This is a genomic window from Novosphingobium sp. YAF33 (assembly GCF_052113265.1).
Taxonomy (GTDB): Bacteria; Pseudomonadota; Alphaproteobacteria; order Sphingomonadales; family Sphingomonadaceae; genus Novosphingobium.
Genome location: NZ_JBFRCW010000025.1, coordinates 13121 through 30314, shown reverse-complemented (window position 1 = coordinate 30314; position 17194 = coordinate 13121). Strand labels below are relative to the sequence as shown.

The window sequence follows — 17194 nt, the reverse complement described above, 5'->3', positions numbered from 1 at the left end:
TTGGTGCGACATTTCCTGAACAGCTGCGCGGTGGGCGGGCTCATGACCGGGCTCCTGCTGGCGCAAGCCGCCACGGCCCAGCCCGCCCCCGCATCTCCGGCCGATCGTTCGGCCCCGGCAGAATGGGAGCAGCCCCAGGTGGTCCGGCAAGGCGCCGAGCCCATGCGCGCCACGTTCGACGGCTTCGAGACACGCGCCGGTGCCCTTTCGCGCGACGTGGCGAAATCGCGCTATCACTTGTCGCTGGACGGGGACTGGAAGTTCCATCTCTCCCCCACGCCGGAAAGCCGCCCGGCCGAATTCTTCAAGCCCGATTTCGACGTGAGCGGCTGGGGCACCATGAAAGTGCCGGGCATTCTCCAGGCCGAAGGGCACGGCCGCCCGGTCTTCGTCGGCAGCGGCTATCCCTTCCCGCGCGACCAGCCATGGATCGACCATCGCGTCAATGAAGTCGGCTCCTATCGCCGCGACTTCACGGTGCCTGCGAACTGGTCCGGCCGCCGCCTCTTGCTGACGGTGGGCGCGGCGGGCGCGGCCTATTACATCTGGGTCAACGGCCAGCGCGTCGGTTACTCCGAGGATTCCAAGCTCCCCGCCGAGTTCGACGTGACCCGCTATGCCCATGCCGGCAGCAACACCGTCGCCATCGAACTCTACCGCTTCGCCGATGGCAGCTATCTGGAAGACCAGGACTTCTGGCGCGTCAACGGGATCGAGCGGAGCGTGACGCTCTACGCGGCGCCGGCCACGCATATCCGCGATCTCACGGTCGATGCCGGGCTGGAGAATGCCTATCGCGACGGCAAGCTGACCGTGAAAGTCGACCTGGTAGGCCAGCCCGAGGCGATGCGCCTGCGCGCGACGCTGCTCGACGGCAAGCGGGAAGTGCTGACGCGCGGCGGCACGGCGCAAGGGGGCACGGTGTCCCTTGAGGCGGGCGTGCCCGCGGTGCGGACATGGTCGGCCGAGGACCCGCAGCTCTACACATTGCTTGTCGAACTGCTCGACGCCGACGGCAAGCTGGTGGAGGCCACCAGCCGCCGCATCGGCTTCCGCACCGTGGAGATCGCCGGGGGCGAAGTGCGCGTGAACGGCAAGCGCGTGATGATCCGCGGCGTCAATCGCCACGAGCACGACCCGAAGACCTTCCACGTCGTCTCCGAGGAGACGATGCGCCGCGACATCGAACTGATGAAGGCGGCGAACGTCAATGCCGTGCGCACCTCGCACTATCCCAACGATCCGCGCTGGTACGACCTGGCCGACGAATATGGCCTCTACGTCATGGACGAGGCCAATATCGAGAGCCACGGCTACCTCAGCCTGTCGCAGGAACATGGCAACGATCCCAAGTACCTGCTGGGCAACGATCCCAAGTGGCAGGCCGCCCATCTCGACCGGGTGGAGCGCATGGTTCGGCGCGACCGCAACCACCCCTCGATCATCTTCTGGTCGCTGGGCAACGAGACCGGCATCGGCACCAATTTCGAAGCCGCCGCCAAGTGGGTGCGGGCGAACGATCCCAGCCGCCTGATCAACTTCCTCGGGTGGAGCATGAGCAACTGGCGCCACCCGGTGAACAGCTATGTCGACATCTTCGCGCCGATGTACGACGACGTGCCGAAGATGATCGACTACGCCCAGGACCCGGCGTTCACTCAGCCCCTGATCCTGTGCGAATATGCCCATTCGATGGGCAACAGCCTGGGCGATCTCCAGGGTTATTGGGATACGATGCGTCGCTACCCCAAGCTGCAGGGCGGCTTCATCTGGGACTGGGTGGACCAGACCATGGAGTTGAAGGACAAGGACGGGCGGGCCTATTGGGGTCAGGGCCTGGACTACGATCCCGATCCGAAGGACGGGGGCCTGCACGGCGACGACAGCCCGGTGGGCGACGGCGTGATCCAGTCCGACCGGACGCCCGATCCCGAATATTACGAACTCGCCAAGGTCCAGGCGCCCATCGCCTTCACCCACGATGCGGGCGGCTACCGCGTGGTCAATCGCCACGACCATATCGACCTTTCGCGCTTCACGCTCGACTGGACGGTCATGGAGAATGGCAAGGATGTCGCCAGCGGCGCGCTGGTGACGCCGGACGTGGCCGCGGGGGGATCTGCTGCGCTGGTGGTGCCGGTTCCGGCGGTCAGGGACGGCTCGGCCGAGCGCATCCTCGTGCTGCGTGCCCGCGCCAAGGCCGGCGCCGTGCCGACGCAGCCCGCCGGGCATGTGGTGGGCTGGGAGCAGTTCGCCTTGACCGCGCCGGCCGTCGTCGCGGCGGCGGCAGGCACGGTCGCGCCCAGTGAAACCGCATCTGCCATGCGCCTCGCCTCGGGCGATGCGGTGCTGGAGATCGACAAGGCGACCGGCCTCGTCACCCGCTACGCCCGCGGCGGCAAGCTGCTGCTTACGGGAGGAGCGCCCAATTTCTGGCGATCGCCCACCGACAACGATGTCGGCGCCGGCGTACCCAAGAGCCATGCCATGTGGCAGTATTTCTCCGAGCATCGCCGCGTCGAGGCGGTCGAGCGGGACGGCAATGCCGTGGTCGTGCGCCATGACATGGGTGTGGGCTCGGTGAAGACCGAAACGCGCTGGACCATGGCCGCCGACGGCTCGGTGGGGGTCACTTTCCATTTCGAGCCGCTGCGCGACACGCTGCCCGATCCGCTCCGCCTGGGCCTGGCTTTCGAGACGCCCGCCGTGCTCGACCAGGTTCGCTGGTTCGGCCGCGGTCCGCAGGAGACTTACGCCGATCGCAAGACCGGCGGCCTCGTCGCCCAGTGGCAGGGCGCCCTGGCGGACCAGTTCCACGATTACGCAAGGCCGCAGGAATCGGGCAACAAGACCGACGTGCGCTGGATCGAACTGACAGGCGCCAGGACCGGGCTTCGCGTCACCGGCGCGCAGCCGCTGTCGGTCAATGCGCTTGCTTTCCCTTATGCGGACCTCGCCATGAAGCCGCCCGGGCAGGCCCATAGCGCCGACATCCGCCCGCATGGCAACGGCACCCTGCTGATCGATGCGGCGCAGGCGGGCGTGGGCGGGGACACCGGCTGGAACCTCGATGGCCGGGCGCACATGCCCTATCGCATCGCGCTGAAGCCGCTGACATATGCGTTCACCATCGGCGCGCCGGGATCCCGCTGAAACGGCCGGCGGAACGCGGTTGTGCTGTTGGGCAGGGCGCTTCGTTTCTTGGCAGCTGCGGCATCCTGAACGTGTTTCAGGATCCCTTGTCGGGCCTGCTGCGGCGCGCGGGGTCTTGCGGGCGTTCTGGGTGACGTCGCGGTTGCCAGAGCAGCGGGCAGGGCCAGCCTTCAGGGCGTGCCCGAACCCTTGTCCAACTGCCGCAACTCGTCCTCGGTGAAGACACGGCCGCGCGTCAGGAAGCGGCGTTCGCGGCCGTTGTCCAGGCTGAACATGCCGCCCCGGCCGGGAACGACGTCCAGGATGAGCTGGGTATGCGCCCAGGCCATGCCTTGCGCCCGGCCGATGTAGACGGGCGCGCCGCTCACTTCGCCGAGCAGGATGTCGCCCTCGCCGATGCGGAACTCGCCTTGCGGATAGCACATGGGGGAAGATCCGTCGCAGCAGCCGCCCGATTGGTGGAACAGCACCGGACCGTATTCGGCGGTCAGTTCCGCGACCAGTTCAAGTGCCGCCGGGGTGGCGGCGACCCGTTTTACCTCATTCGTCACCCCGGCGAACTCCTGTTCTCTTCGTTCGACCTTGCGTCGTTCCGCCTTGCCGCAGCCTCATCCGGCCATGTCGAGGACGACGCGCCCTTCGATCTGGCCCTTGTGCATGCGATCGAAGATGGTGTTGATGTCCTCGATCTTCGCGGTCTCGACCGTTGCCCTGACTTTGCCTTGCGCTGCGAAATCTATGGATTCCTGCAAGTCCAGCCGGGTGCCGACGATCGAGCCGCGCACGGTGATGCCGTTGAGTACCATGCCGAAGATGTTGAGCGGGAAGTCGCCGGGTGGCAGGCCGTTGAGCGCCACGGTGCCGCCGCGTGCGGTCACGCCGATGGCCTGTTCGAAGGCTTTCTCGCTCACCGCCGTCACCAGCACGCCGTTGACCCCGCCGCCGGTCTCGCGCTTGATGATCGTGGCCGGATCCTCGTTGCGGGCATTGACCGTGATCGTCGCGCCCAGCCTGCGGGCAAGGTCCAGCTTGCCGTCGTCGATGTCGATCGCCGCGACGTTGAGGCCCATGGCAACGGCATATTGCACGGCCATGTGGCCCAGCCCGCCGATGCCGCTGATCGCCACGTAGTCGCCGGGCCTGGTGTCGGTCATCTTCAGGCCCTTGTAGACCGTGACGCCAGCGCAGAGCACCGGCGCGATCTCGGTGAAGCTGATATTGCCGGGCAGATGGCCGACATAGTTGGGATCGGCGACCACGTAGTCCGCAAAACCGCCGTTGACCGAGTAGCCGGTGTTGAGCTGGGTTTCGCAAAGAGTTTCCCATCCGCCCAGGCAATGCACGCAGTGGCCGCAGGCGGTGTAGAGCCAGGGCACGCCCACCCGGTCGCCCTCCTTCACATGAGTGACGCCCGCGCCGACCTGGCTGACATAGCCTACGCCTTCGTGGCCCGGAATGAACGGCGGGTTGGGCTTCACCGGCCAGTCGCCCTCGGCGGCATGGAGGTCGGTGTGGCAGACGCCGGAGGCCTGGATCGCCACCTGGATCTGGCCGGGGCCGACTTCGGGAACCGGTACTTCGTCGATCGTCAGCGGTTTTCCGAATTCACGCACGACGGCAGCCTTCATGGTCTTGGCCATTGGAACACTCCTCTCGGGGGATAGTCAGGTGGTCGGGGGTTGGGGGGCGCGCGCCGCGAGCGGGAGAGAGCGGTGCGGCGCGCGCCGGGGGTGAAGCTCAGAAGAATCCGAGCTTCCGGGGGCTGTAGCTGACCAGCATGTTCTTCGTCTGTTGGTAGTGGTCCAGCATCATCTTGTGGGTCTCGCGCCCGATGCCCGACTGCTTGTAGCCGCCGAAGGCCGCATGGGCCGGGTAGGCGTGGTAGCAGTTGGTCCAGACGCGCCCGGCCTTGATCTCGCGGCCGAAGCGGTAGCAGGTGTTGGCATCGCGGCTCCACACGCCCGCGCCGAGCCCGTAAAGCGTGTCGTTGGCGATGGAGAGCGCTTCGTCCGCGTCCTTGAAGGTGGTGACCGAAACCACGGGGCCGAAGATCTCCTCCTGGAAGATCCGCATCTTGTTATGGCCCTTGAACACGGTCGGCTTGACGTAATAACCGCCCGCCAGTTCGCCTTCCAGCTGCGCCGCCTCGCCGCCGATCAGGATTTCGGCGCCTTCCTGGCGGCCGATGTCGAAGTAGGAGAGGATCTTCTCGCGCTGTTCGGAGGATGCCTGCGCGCCGATCATCGTCGCGGGATCGAGCGGGTTGCCCTGGACGATGGCGGCCACGCGCTGCAGGGCGCGCTCCATGAAGCGATCATAGATGCTTTCCTGGATCAGCGCGCGGCTGGGGCAGGTGCAGACTTCGCCCTGGTTCAGCGCGAACATCACGAAGCCCTCGATCGCCTTGTCGAAGAAGTCGTCATCGGCGGCGGCCACGTCCTCGAAGAAGATGTTGGGAGACTTGCCGCCCAGTTCCAGCGTCACCGGGATGAGGTTCTCGCTGGCGTATTGCATGATGAGGCGCCCGGTCGTCGTCTCGCCGGTGAAGGCGATCTTGGCGATGCGGCTGGACGAGGCGAGCGGCTTGCCCGCCTCCAGGCCGAAGCCGTTGACGATGTTGAGCACGCCCGGCGGCAGCAGGTCGCCGACGATCTCCGCCCAGACCATGATCGAGGCCGGCGTCTGCTCCGCGGGCTTGAGCACCACGCAATTGCCTGCCGCCAGGGCCGGGGCGAGCTTCCAGGCGGCCATCAACAGCGGGAAGTTCCAGGGAATGATCTGGCCGACCACGCCCAGCGGCTCATGGAAATGGTAGGCGACGGTGTCCTGGTCGATCTCGCTGATCGAGCCTTCCTGACCCCGGATCACACCGGCGTAGTAGCGGAAATGGTCGATGGCGAGAGGTACGTCGGCGGCCAGGGTCTCGCGGATCGGCTTGCCGTTGTCCCAGGTCTCGGCCGTGGCGAGGCGCTGCAGGTTCTCTTCCATGCGGTCGGCGATGAGATTGAGCACGCGCGCGCGTTCGGCGACGGAAGCCTTGCCCCAGGCGTCCTTGGCGGCATGGGCGGCGTCGAGCGCGGCCTCGATGTCGGAAGCGTCCGAGCGGGCGATCCGGCCCACGACCTGCCCGGTGATCGGGGAGATATTGTCGAAGTAGCGACCGGCCTTCGGCGCGACCCAGGCACCGCCGATGAAGTTGTCGTAGCGTTCTGCGAAGGGGGCCTGGAGTGCGGTCCGGTCCTGAACAAGTGCGTCCACGGATATATCCTCTCTTGCGGCGCCTGGTGGCGTCTCGTCGAGGATGAGTGTTGCGCAGTGGAAAGGATTGCGGAAGCGGGTGGGGGCGGGCGAGCCGGCCTTGGTGTCTCACCCGCGAGACAGTTTGCGGATTTCTCCTGAGCCCGATGACCTGAGCCCGCTGACCTGAGCCCAGTGGCGCTAGCGCGAGAGGCCGGCCTTGGCCATGCGGCGATAGAGGGTGGCGCGGCCCACGCCCAGGATGCGCGCCGCCGAACTGGCGTTGCCGCCAGCCTGCGCCAGCGCCTGGCGCAGGACGGTGCGGTCGCCGTCCTCGAAGGAAGGGCCGGACGACGCCGCGCCCAGCACCTGGTCGAGCGGACGGGGGCGGCAGAGCATGGCGTCCGTGAGCCGCAGCCGCGTACGCGCGCCGCGGCTGGCGCCGATCACCAGGTCGTCGCGGTCGGTGGCCAGGAGAGCGGTGCCGTGGACCGGATCGTCGGCCAGGAACACGATGCGCGAACCGGCGAAATGCTGGCAGAAGTAATCGCGCTCGATCCGGCGGGCCGCGTCGCGCACCAGGGCGGAGACGAGTTCCGCCATCGCCGGGCCATGGTCCTGGCGGTAGCTGGAGACGTCGAGCGCGCCCGCCAGCCGCCCGTGCGGATCGTGGAGCGGGGCGTCCATGCAACTGATGCCGACATTGCGGCTGGCGAAGTGCTGGTCGCGGTGGATGACGACGGGCTGGTCCTCGAAGAGGCAGGTGCCGATGCCGTTGGTGCCTTCCTCCGCCTCGCCCCAGCGGCCGCCTTCCACAAGGCCGACCGCGTCGAACTCGGCGGCGTCGCCATCGCCCACCCGGCGGTCGAGCACGATGCCGGTCGGATCGCTGAGCACCACGCCGCAGCCCGATCTGCCGACGGAACGATACATCTGGTCCAGCACCGGGCCTGCCACGGCCAGCAGGGCGGCATGTTCGCTGCGCCGATGGCCAAGGGTGGCAAGGTCCACGCGGGCGCGCTTGGCGCCCGTGCCGGGATCGAGCCCATGGTGGAGGAGAGAGCGGCACCATGACGCCGTCACGGCCGAAACACCGGCGCTGCTCGGCGAACGTACCGCGTCGATAACCACATCGATGTGGCGCAGCTCGGGGCTGGGGCCGTTCCGACTCATCGCATCTCCTGCGCGCAGGATCACGGTTGCAACCGATGAAGTCAAACGGCTCCTCTGGGTACGGCGCGATCTCAGGGAAAATCCCGGTTCACTCGCGAAATTTCGCAGCGCTTTTCGAACGTTGCACCGCCCTGCCCATCTGGTAGGGGAGAGGACGGCGGGACTTTGGGGCGACGAACAGGCGGCGGGCCGCTATTGAACCATAAGGGATGGAGCCGATTCAAAGGCTTTCAGGGGCGTTGGCAGATGGTCGTTTATTGCCGATGACGGCGGAACAGGACATCGCGGGGAATGAGGGAACGCGCCGCTACCGCGCGTTCCTGAGCTATAGCCATGCCGATGAGCGCTTTGCCGGCCAGCTGCACCGCTGGCTGGAATCCTATCGCATCCCTGCGCGCCTGGTCGGCACCGTCACCCGCGCGGGGGAAGTTCCGCGCCGCGTCACGCCGATCTTCCGGGATCGCGCCGAGCTGCCCGCGGCCTCCAGCCTCGACCAGGAAGTGCGCCAGGCGCTGTCGCAATCCGATGTGCTGCTGGTGCTGTGTTCCCCCGCGGCGCGCAATTCGCGCTGGGTCGATGCCGAGATCGAGCTGTTCCGCAACCTCCATCCCGACCGGCCGGTGATCGCCGCGCTGCTGGAGGGAGAACCGGAGGACAGCTTCCCGGTCTCGCTGGTCGGCCCCGATGCGAACGGCGTGGTCCACGAACCGATCGCGGCGGATTTCCGCGCCGAGCATGACGGGCGCAAGCTGGCCCGGCTCAAGATCGTCGCCGGCCTTACCGGCATCGCGCTGGACCAGATCATCCAGCGCGATGCGCAACGTCAATTGCGCCGTGTGATTGCCATCACGCTCCTTACGGTGCTGCTTACTTTATCCATGGCCCTGATGCTGATCTTTGCGCTGCGTGCGCAAATGGAGGCGGAACATCAGCGACAGCAGGCCGAAGGATTGATCGAGTTCATGTTGACGGATCTCAGACAGCGGCTGGAAGGCGTGGGCCGCCTGGATGTGCTGCAATCGGTCAACGAACGCGCGCTCGATTTCTATGCCGACCAGTCGGACCTCAAGGCCCTCCCGGCCGACTCGCTGGAACGCCGCGCCCGCATCCTCCACGCAATGGGGGAAGACGACCACAAGCGCGGCGACCATGCCGGCGCCCTGGCCAAGTTCAGCGAGGCGCACCGCGTCACCGGCACTTTGCTGGCAGCCGATCCGCGCGATCCCTCGCGCATCTTCGCCCATGCCCAGAGCGAGTTCTGGCTCGGCTACGTGGACTTCATCGCCAAGCGCTACGACAAGGCCCTGCCGCGGTTCCTGGCCTATCGGGCGCTGGCGGAACACCTCGTGCGCCTGGTGCCCGGCAACCAGGCCTATTGGCGCGAACTGGCTTATGCGGAAGGCAATATCTGCACGATCGCCGTCACCCGGAAGGGACCGGAAGAGCAGCTCGCCGAATGCGGCAATGCGCTTCGCACGATGGAGCGCGTGGCCCGGATGGAGCCGCAGGACCGCAGCCTCGATGCCGATATCGCCAACCGTCACGCCTGGATGGCGGACGCCCTGCGGGCGCAGGGGCGCGACGTGGAAGCGCTTGGGGAGCGGGCGAAGCAGGCGGCCATCGTGCAGCGCCTGGTGCGGGAAGATCCCAAGAACGCCACCTATCAGCAGGACTGGATGCTGGCGCGCTATTCGAATGCGCAATTGCTCTATAGTCTCGGCGAGAAGGGGCGTGCGGAACAGTTGCGGGACGAAGCGCGGGACGATGTCGCCCGGCTCATCGCATCCGATCCGGAAAACAACGACTGGCGGCTCTGGCAGATGAAGCTGGCCCGTCCGTTGGAAGACTGATCCGAATCCGGGCCTCGCGCCAGAAGCCGGCGGCTTTTGAAGCGAGGTTTTTCAGAAGTTTAGGGGAAAACGCATGTCTACGCTCAATTATACCCAGTACGGCCTGTCGCCGTCCTTCGATCTCGGCCTGTCGGACGATGCCACTGTCGTGCCGTTCCGCGTGACGCTCGAAGTCGTGGATGAGCAGATTTCGCTGCATTACGAAGTGGTGGACGGCAAGGATCTGGACTACATTCCCATCACTTGCGACAGCAAGGTGGAGATCGAACTGGTAGGCGACCAGCTCTATTTCTCGAAGCAGTGGGATGCCATCACCACCAAGGAAGCGCTCTCCTCATTCTATGGCGGCCTTGAATACAGCAAATACGACGAGGAACTCGATCGCTACAAGGTCGTCCGCTTCCAGGCGCGTTTCAATCGCGGCGGGAAGTTCGGGACCAAGCATCCGTTCAACATCAACGTCGACCTGCTGCAGGGCACCCGCTGCGAACCCCGCTGGATCGGCCTTACCATCGATCCCGACATCAAGAACCCGCCGCCGCAGCGCTTCTGACTTTCCAATCCTCCAAGGGGTGCGCCCGTGACTCTTCCTGCCCTTGCCAGAATCAGGCAGATCGCGCGTGCGGGCGACACCCTGCGGGCCTGGCGCATGTTCGAGGAAACAGGCCTCGGCGCCTCTTCCGCCCCCGATGCGCTCAGCCTCAAGGGCCGGCTGCTCAAGGATCGCGGGCTGCGCAGCCTGGGCGGCGACCGGGCCAGCCTGCTCGAACAGGCGCAGGAGGCCTACCTACAGGCCGCGGGCGGCCGCCCGGCGACTTATCCGCTCATCAACGCGGCCACCATCGCCTTCCTCAACGACCGTCCCAAGGAGGCGCGGGACATCGCCGGCCGCATCCTGGACATTCTGGCGAGCGGCGCACACGAGCCGGAGACACGCTACTGGCTGGGCGCGACCGAGGCCGAGGCGCTGCTGCTGCTGGACGATCCGCAGGCGAGCCGCGAAGCGCTGGAACGGGCCATGCAGGCGGCCCCGGAGGCTTGGGAAGACCACGCGGTAACGCTGCGGCAGTTTCGGCAGATACTGGAACGGCTGGGCCGGTCGCCCGACCTGTTCGATCATCTCCAGCCGCCGCCCAGCCTCTATTTCTACGGGATCATCGGTCTTCCGGACGATGAGGCCGAAGTGCGCGCGAAGCTGGAAAGCGTGCTCGACGAGATCCGCCCGGGCGCCGTTTTCGGCGCATTGGCGGCCGGTGCGGACATCCTCGTGGCGGAAATGGCCTTGGCGCGCGGCGCCAGGCTTCATGTCGTGCTGCCGACGGCGATCGCACGGTTCCGGGAAATTTCGGTCGCGCAATACGACAGCCAGTGGGGCGAGCGGTTCGATCGCCTGATCGAGGAGGCCGACGTGGTCGAGGTGCTGGGCGGCAATGCCGGCCTGTCCGAGGCGGCGATCCTGAACGGCGCGCGCGTGGCCATGGGACTGGCGCTGCGCCATGCACGAAGTCTGGCGACAAGGGCCTTGGCGCTCCATGTCTCGCGCCCGACCGACGATCCGGCGCTGGCCGAAACGGAATGGCGCGCACAGGACCTGCCGGTCTGCAAGGTGAACCTCGAAAACTGGCTGCCCGCACGGGGCGGGGCACTGGACCCGGCCTCGAACCTGGCGATCGTCGCTTCCGCGGAGCCGTTGCCCGCGATTGCCGGTCATGAACCTGTCGCGCAGGTGCATGGGGAAGGCGGTGAAATCCTGGGCTTTGCAGACCTGGTGGCGGCCATGAGCTATGCGGAGGCGGCCCTGCGACTCGCGCCGGAGGTCCGTCTGGGACTCGACAGTCGGGCCGTGGCGCTGGAGGAAGCCCTGGAAGCTTCGGGTGAACTGGCCGTTCTGCTGGCCCGCGCGGCCCCGCCGGGCAGCATCTGTGCATCGTGGCCGCAAGTGGCCGCGCTGGATATCCTGGCGCCGCGCTACCGTTTCGAATCGGCGGGAGAGATCGTCACGAGCCTTGGCGACGTGCCCATCGGGTTGTTCTGCCGCCTCACTGCCGCCTGATCGCAGCGCGAATCGTTTTCAGCAGATCAACTCGGCCAGCATGCGCGGTGCATGGATGGTGAGTTGCTCGTCGTCGCGGCTGATGATCCCGCGGCGGATCAAGGTGGCGATGGCGCGCGACGCCGTTTCGCGGGTGGTGTTGGCGCCGAGCGCCAGAGTGGTGACCCGGGGCGAGGGCACGATCCGGTCGCGACCGTCGGCCAAAGCGACCAGTTCGGCATAGACCCGCCCGGCCGCACTGTACGTCATGCGGGTTACCATGCGGTCCAGCGCGCGGTCGAGCTGGCGGGCGAGGAGGCGCGCCATACCCGCCGCGATCTGGACGTTTCCGGCCACGAGTTCGGCGATTTTCGGGGCTTCGGCGCAGAGTAGCTGGCAATCCAGCAAGGCGCTGATCTCGGCGCGGTGCACCGTGGCGGCCGGATAGGCGCCGAAGAATTCGCCCGGCCCATGCTGCGCCACCTGCTGGCGCTGTCCTTCCAGCCCATATGTCTCGACTCGCAGTGCGCCGTCGATGACCAGCCAGCAATTGTGCGAGGGTTCGCCCTGGCGGGCCAGGATATCCTTGGTGGCCAGGCGCTGCGGAATCAGGACGCGGGCAAGGGACTCGGCAGATTGCCGATCGCACCGAAAAATCGCCCCGATAGCCTCGATCTGACTTTCGAAATCCAAAGACACAGCCCCTTAGCCGATGCGGCGAACGCTGCACGACTGCATCGGGCTTAACCCATCCAGGCGGGTTAGGGGAAGAAGCTAGGTGTCGATTCCTGATGAGGCGTGATCCCCGTCACGCGCCAGGGGCAATTCAAGGCGTACACAAATGGCGCGACCCGAAGGCGGCTCGTACAGAGCAGCCCTATTCCTTGGCCCGGAGGTCTTTATGGCCTTCGGGCCATTTTTTATGTGCCGACGGGCTCGTCGAGGGCTTCATGAAGCGCCTCTGCGAGTTTCGCGGCCGGGCGATGCAGTTTCAGGCTTCGGTATGGAAGGGCCTTGTTTCGGCCTCTTTATCAGCGTGCGAACGTTTCGAAGTGCGACCCGAGGACGGGTTTGGAAGTGCGGCTAGTTCTTGTTTCGTCGCAATGAATTGCTGCCGCAGAGCTGCCATCCGAACAAGTGAAAAAAAAGTCATTGCGGTGTTAAAAAGGCAGTATTCCGAAGGACATCGGGAGTGTCTGCTGGTGCCGTTGCACCTGACCGAATGTGCCGGTCTTGGCGGAACTCCTTCATTCCATTCGAAGAAAAGGATCCGGGGCCGTGGTTTGCACGGTTCCGGACAGAGTAGACCGGAACGGTCCTTTCTTGAACGCGGCGGCAGCTGGCCCGGCCGGCTGCATGGCCCCGACGCCGTTTTCCGGCGCCGGGGCGATGCATCGACCTGGCTTTGCCTGCCTTACTTGCGCGAGGCGGAAGTCGCGTCGCGGGCCGCGCGGAACTCGCTGTCCTGCGACCAGTTAGGCCAGTCGCGGCCGTTCGCCAGGCGGTTGCCGACGCTGTAGAGCAGCGTCATGTCGCTGTTCCAGCCGGACGTGTTCCAGTTCGGATCGTATTCGTCGGCCGGCTGGTGGTACTTGTCGCGCGTGTAGATGTCCGACAGTTCCTTGCCGCGGGCGTCGCCGCCGTTGACGAGTTCACGGCCCGGGCTGAACGAAATCGCCGGGACGCCGCGCTTCGCCATCGGGAAGTGGTCCGAACGGTAGAAGCTGCCCGCTTCCGGGCGCGCATCGGGGGTATAGTGGCGGCCCAGCTTCTGGCCTTCCTCGGTCAGCATGGTCAGCAGATCGAGCTTGGCCGCGCCCGAGATGCTGAAGTTGGTGGTCTTCTCGATCGAGAGCGGGCCGTCCATGTTGATGACGCCGGCCGTCGTCGCCAGCGGGCGCAGCGGGTTGTCAGCATAGTATTCCGAGCCGAGCAGGCCCTTTTCTTCCGCCGTCACGGCCAGGAACAGCACCGAGCGTTCCGGCTTCGACTTGGCGAAAGTCCGCGCCAGTTCGAGCAGCGCCGCCGTGCCGGAGGCGTTGTCGCGCGCGCCGTTGTAGATGCGGTCTCCCTTGGCATCGGGCAGGCCGACGCCGAGGTGGTCCCAGTGGGCCGAGTAGATCACGGTTTCATCCGGATACTTCGAGCCGCGCACCAGCCCGGCCACGTTGTGCGAGGTGATGATCTCCGACTTCACCGCATAGTCCGCGCTCATCGTTGCCTTCAGCGGCATGGCCTTGAAGTCCGTCTTGCGCGCGGCGGCCTTGGCGGCTTCGAAGTCCAGCCCCGAAGCCTTGAAGAGCTGCACGGCGAGGTCCTTCTGGATCCAGCCTTCCATCTGCGTATGCGCGGACTTCGGATCGGCGCGGACGATGTCGAACATCGTGTTGGTGTTGCTGTTCTTGACCGTCGCCCAGCCGTAGGAGGCGGGCTCGCTCTCGTGGATCACCAGCACGCCGGCCGCGCCCTGGCGGGCGGCTTCCTCGTACTTGTAGGTCCAGCGGCCGTAATAGGTCATCAGCTTGCCGCCGAAATCCGCCCCGCCATCAGCCGCACCGCCGCCTTCGAAATCGGGATCGTTGACCAGCACGACCATGATCTTGCCCTTGAGGTCCACGCCCTTGAAGTCATCCCAGCCGCGTTCCGGGGCCTTGACGCCGTAGCCGACGAAGACCAGCGGCAGGTCCTTGATGGCCACCGAGGACTGCCCCGTTTCCGCAGCGCGGACGGCGATCTGCTGGCCCTGCGACAGGGGCGTGGCGGCACCGCCGATGGTCATCGCCAGGCTGGGCGCGCCGACGATTTCCGACTTGCGCAGCGGCACGTCCTGGAACCAGGTGCCCTTCTGCCCGGCCGGCTGGAGGCCGGCGGCCTTCATCTGCGCGGCGATGTAATCGATGGTCTTCTTTTCCGCCGGGGTGGCCGGGCCGCGTCCTTCGAAGGCGTCGCTGGAGAGCGTCTTGATGTCGTTCGAAATGCGGGCGACGTCGAAGGCGGGTGCGGCGGGCGCCGCCAGGGCCACGGAAGCCATGGCCGATGCCGAAAGAAGGCCGCCGAGGGCCAAAGCGCGCAGGGCGCTGCGCGAGGCGCGGAACGTGGGGGAGGTCATCGATACTCCTTGGCCGGTCGGCCGTTGATGGCGTGCTGAATCGGGTCGATCCAAGGCGGCCGATGATGCCGATCCCCCGACGTATGTCGATATGTATACCTTATGATTTCGACAGTCGCGGACGCCGAATGCCTGCACTATCGACGATGGACCGCGGTCCGATCACGAAACGAGGCGAAACGCCAGCCCGGCTTCGGTGATCGCCCGGCCCAGTGCCTTCGCTTCTTCCGGGCTGTTCCAGGCGTGGAACGAGGCCCGCAGGCAGCGGCCGCGCACGTCGTAGCGGAAATCGCCGGGCGCGAGCACCGCGTGAAGGCGGTCGACATCGGCGAATTCCAGGCAGAGCGTTCCCCCGCGGCCGGTCATGTCGATCGGCCGGTCCACGGCGCCGGCAAAGGCGGCGATGCAGTCCCGGTTGTGGCCCAGGATCCTGTCCTGCCCCAGCGCGGTCACCGTCTCGATGCCGGCAAGGGCGAGCGCGAAAGGCGCAATGGACGGGCTGCCGCCCTGGAACCGGCGTGCGTCGGCAGCGGGGCGGAAGCTGCGGATGTCGAATTCGTAAGGGTCTTCGTGGCCGAACCAGCCGAGGTCGAGTGGTTCGATGCCGGGCGTCAGGTCGCCGCGCAGCCAGAGCCACGCGGCGCCGGGGCCGCCGCAGAGCCATTTCACGCTCGATCCGATCACAGCGTCCGCGCCCCAGGCGTGCGGTGCTACCGGCAGGATCCCCGCGGACTGGGCGGCATCGACGATGGAGAGCGCCCCGTGGCGACGGGCCATCGCGGCGATCTCGGCAAGCGGAGAGGTGACGCCGGTGTTCGAGTGAACGTGCATCGCGACGACCGCCGCCACGCTCTCGTCGAAATGGCTTTCCCAGGTGGCGACGTCGCCGGGCGACTGGGCCGCGGGGATCAGCCGTGTCTCGAAGCCCAGTCGTTCCAGTCCCTGCGCGACGTAACCCACGGTCGGAAAGGCCTGCTCCGACATCAGCACACGGTTGCGCTCCGGGGTCGGTCGCAGCCCGGAGAGGAGCGAGAACAGCGCGGAGGAGACACTCTGCTGCGGCGCGACTTCGTCCGCCGCCACGCCGATCAGCCCGGCGAGGGCGGCGCGGAACTTCTCGATCGTTTCCAGCCACGGTCCCCAGGCAGCGCCGCCGGTGGTCTGCCATGGTTCGAGATAGCACGCGTCCAGCGCGGCGCGCGCCGCGCGCGGCAGGCAGCCGACCGAGTGGCTCATCAAATAGGGGCCACCCTCGGGAACATGGAACAGGTCACGCATCGATCACTGGCTCGCCTTTTCCGCAATGCTGTCGCGCACGCGGCCATAGTCATGGCCCCATTCGTCGGTCATTTCCACGCGCACGTCCCAGAGCTGGGGGAAAAAGCGATGTTTCGCACCGGCTTGGAGCAGATCGACGGAGCGCCCCTTCAGCGAGGCCGAGCCCATGCCGATCGAGCGGTGGATGAGGAACAAGTGGTGCCAGCGGAACTTGCCGAAAAGTTCGTCCAACTCCATCAGCGCCTCGGCGACGGCATAAGCTTCGTCATGCGCATAGCCATGATCGTAGATGTCGCGCACCGTCCGCCCGGCGCCGGAGACGTAAGCCGCATCGAAAGTCTGCCAGAGATCGGGGATGATGCGAAGCAGCACGCGGAAGCCCGGCGATTCCTGGCCGCTGCCGTTGCCGAGCTGGAGGCGGATCTGCTGGTATTCCTTGGGCGACATGGTTTCCAGCAGGTCGAGCTGCTCGGTCATCATGCGCATGATGCGGTGGCAGCGGCCGAGCAGGGTGGTAACCCGGAACGCCTGCTTCGCGCGCAAGTGCTCGTCCACGGCGACGATCGTATAGGCCATGAGCTTCATCCACAGCTCCTCGACCTGGTGGACGATCTGGAACTGCAGTTCGTCGGCATTGGCCAGATCGTCGAAGGGCTTCTGGCAGGTCAGCAGACGATCGGTCTGGAGATAGAGTTCGTAGTCGAGCGCGGCGGGCGCTTCGAGCAGTTCGTAGACCTTGCGGCGTTCCATGTTGTCTTCCCGGGCTTGCTGTGAGAGGACATTAGCACTGGACGGGCGGGACATTGGTCCCAATCCACAAGCCATAGGCTATTCCCGAAGAACGATTGGCGCGGTACGGTGAAGATGGGAGAACGGACGTTTCGGTGGGGAAGGGCATGACTCTCGACGCGGCGGACAAGCGCATCCTGGCGGCGCTGGAGCAGGACGCGCGGCTCAGTTTTGCGGGGCTGGGCGAGGTGGCGGGGCTGTCCAAGACGCCAAGCTGGAAGCGGGTCCAGGCCATGGAGAAGGCTGGCGTCATCACCGGCTATCATGCGGTGATCGACCCGGCAGCGATCGGGCTGGGCACCAGCGCCTTCGTCCATGTCTCGATCGAATTCGACCGGCACGAGGCGTTCGAACGCGCGGTGCTGGATGAAGCGGCGGTGCTGACATGCCACGCTGTCGTCGGGGATTTCGACTATCTGCTTCTGGTGATGACCGGCGGTGTTCCCGACCTTGACGACTTCCTGCGCAACCGCCTGCGCCGGCTTCCGGGCGTGCGCCACTTCAACACCACGCTGGCCATGCGCGACGTGAAGCCGCGCGCCTACCTCACCGACGCCGCAAGCTGACAGCAAG

13 protein-coding genes are annotated in these 17194 nt (G+C 66.3%); 5 read left to right on the top strand and 8 right to left on the bottom strand.

Annotated elements, in window-relative coordinates; translation table 11 throughout:
* Nucleotides 1–3 precede the first annotated feature (3 nt).
* Nucleotides 4–3153 carry a glycoside hydrolase family 2 TIM barrel-domain containing protein gene (locus AB4Z00_RS25565; RefSeq protein ID WP_442047751.1) on the top strand — a complete coding sequence of 1050 codons (3150 nt, stop codon included), beginning with the start codon at nt 4–6 and terminating at the stop codon, nt 3151–3153.
* Between the two features lie 170 nt (nt 3154–3323).
* Here AB4Z00_RS25565 and AB4Z00_RS25560 read toward each other — a convergent pair whose 3' ends face one another.
* From AB4Z00_RS25560 to AB4Z00_RS25545, 4 genes are all read right to left on the bottom strand, one after another.
* Nucleotides 3324–3704: a DUF779 domain-containing protein gene (locus AB4Z00_RS25560; RefSeq protein WP_431567711.1), complete on the bottom strand. Its 381-nt coding sequence runs from the start codon at nt 3702–3704 to the stop codon at nt 3324–3326.
* A 57-nt stretch (nt 3705–3761) separates the two neighbouring features.
* On the bottom strand, nt 3762–4793 hold the full coding sequence (gene adhP, locus AB4Z00_RS25555; RefSeq protein WP_132269242.1) for an alcohol dehydrogenase AdhP: 1032 nt from the start codon (nt 4791–4793) through the stop codon (nt 3762–3764).
* 97 nt (nt 4794–4890) lie between these two features.
* The gene (gene adh / locus AB4Z00_RS25550; RefSeq protein ID WP_132269244.1) at nt 4891–6411 is read right to left on the bottom strand and encodes an aldehyde dehydrogenase; all 1521 of its coding nucleotides are present in this window, start codon (nt 6409–6411) and stop codon (nt 4891–4893) included.
* A gap of 180 nt (nt 6412–6591) precedes the next feature.
* Complete coding sequence (locus AB4Z00_RS25545; protein ID WP_431567712.1) at nt 6592–7563, bottom strand: GAF domain-containing protein; 972 nt, start codon at nt 7561–7563, stop codon at nt 6592–6594.
* 263 nt (nt 7564–7826) lie between these two features.
* On the opposite strand from AB4Z00_RS25545, the gene AB4Z00_RS25540 reads away from it, so the two are divergent.
* The 3 genes from AB4Z00_RS25540 to AB4Z00_RS25530 all read left to right on the top strand — a co-directional run bounded on the left by AB4Z00_RS25540 (nt 7827) and on the right by AB4Z00_RS25530 (nt 11466).
* Nucleotides 7827–9413 carry a TIR domain-containing protein gene (locus tag AB4Z00_RS25540; RefSeq protein ID WP_442047750.1) on the top strand — a complete coding sequence of 529 codons (1587 nt, stop codon included), beginning with the start codon at nt 7827–7829 and terminating at the stop codon, nt 9411–9413.
* A gap of 73 nt (nt 9414–9486) precedes the next feature.
* A complete protein-coding gene (locus tag AB4Z00_RS25535) occupies nt 9487–9966 on the top strand; it encodes a nucleotide synthetase (RefSeq protein ID WP_132269249.1) in 480 nt (159 codons plus the stop codon).
* 27 nt (nt 9967–9993) lie between these two features.
* The gene (locus tag AB4Z00_RS25530) at nt 9994–11466 is read left to right on the top strand and encodes a TRAFs-binding domain-containing protein (RefSeq protein ID WP_442047749.1); all 1473 of its coding nucleotides are present in this window, start codon (nt 9994–9996) and stop codon (nt 11464–11466) included.
* An 18-nt stretch (nt 11467–11484) separates the two neighbouring features.
* Here the strand turns inward: AB4Z00_RS25530 and AB4Z00_RS25525 are convergent, their stop codons facing one another.
* From AB4Z00_RS25525 to AB4Z00_RS25510, 4 genes are all read right to left on the bottom strand, one after another.
* Nucleotides 11485–12144, bottom strand: coding sequence for a Crp/Fnr family transcriptional regulator (locus tag AB4Z00_RS25525; protein ID WP_442047748.1), 660 nt, complete (start codon nt 12142–12144; stop codon nt 11485–11487).
* A gap of 715 nt (nt 12145–12859) precedes the next feature.
* Nucleotides 12860–14554 (bottom strand): M28 family metallopeptidase, encoded by a 1695-nt coding sequence (locus AB4Z00_RS25520; protein ID WP_442047747.1) that lies wholly within the window; start codon nt 14552–14554, stop codon nt 12860–12862.
* Between the two features lie 162 nt (nt 14555–14716).
* Nucleotides 14717–15832 (bottom strand): aminotransferase class V-fold PLP-dependent enzyme, encoded by a 1116-nt coding sequence (locus AB4Z00_RS25515; protein WP_442047746.1) that lies wholly within the window; start codon nt 15830–15832, stop codon nt 14717–14719.
* Nucleotides 15833–15835: 3 nt separating this feature from the next.
* Nucleotides 15836–16582 (bottom strand): tryptophan 2,3-dioxygenase family protein, encoded by a 747-nt coding sequence (locus tag AB4Z00_RS25510; protein WP_134093678.1) that lies wholly within the window; start codon nt 16580–16582, stop codon nt 15836–15838.
* Nucleotides 16583–16728: 146 nt separating this feature from the next.
* Between AB4Z00_RS25510 and AB4Z00_RS25505 the strand changes: the two genes are divergently transcribed.
* Nucleotides 16729–17187: an Lrp/AsnC family transcriptional regulator gene (locus AB4Z00_RS25505; RefSeq protein WP_442047745.1), complete on the top strand. Its 459-nt coding sequence runs from the start codon at nt 16729–16731 to the stop codon at nt 17185–17187.
* Nucleotides 17188–17194 lie beyond the last annotated feature (7 nt).

Excerpts from the sequence above, each read along its gene's own strand:
- adhP (WP_132269242.1), bottom strand. The coding sequence starts at position 4,793 with ATGGCCAAGACCATGAAGGCTGCCGTCGTGCGTGAATTCGGAAAACCG.
- AB4Z00_RS25545 (WP_431567712.1), bottom strand. The coding sequence starts at position 7,563 with ATGAGTCGGAACGGCCCCAGCCCCGAGCTGCGCCACATCGATGTGGTT.
- AB4Z00_RS25540 (WP_442047750.1), top strand. The coding sequence starts at position 7,827 with ATGACGGCGGAACAGGACATCGCGGGGAATGAGGGAACGCGCCGCTAC.
- AB4Z00_RS25535 (WP_132269249.1), top strand. The coding sequence starts at position 9,487 with ATGTCTACGCTCAATTATACCCAGTACGGCCTGTCGCCGTCCTTCGAT.
- AB4Z00_RS25520 (WP_442047747.1), bottom strand. The coding sequence starts at position 14,554 with ATGACCTCCCCCACGTTCCGCGCCTCGCGCAGCGCCCTGCGCGCTTTG.
- AB4Z00_RS25515 (WP_442047746.1), bottom strand. The coding sequence starts at position 15,832 with ATGCGTGACCTGTTCCATGTTCCCGAGGGTGGCCCCTATTTGATGAGC.
- AB4Z00_RS25510 (WP_134093678.1), bottom strand. The coding sequence starts at position 16,582 with ATGGAACGCCGCAAGGTCTACGAACTGCTCGAAGCGCCCGCCGCGCTC.
- AB4Z00_RS25505 (WP_442047745.1), top strand. The coding sequence starts at position 16,729 with ATGACTCTCGACGCGGCGGACAAGCGCATCCTGGCGGCGCTGGAGCAG.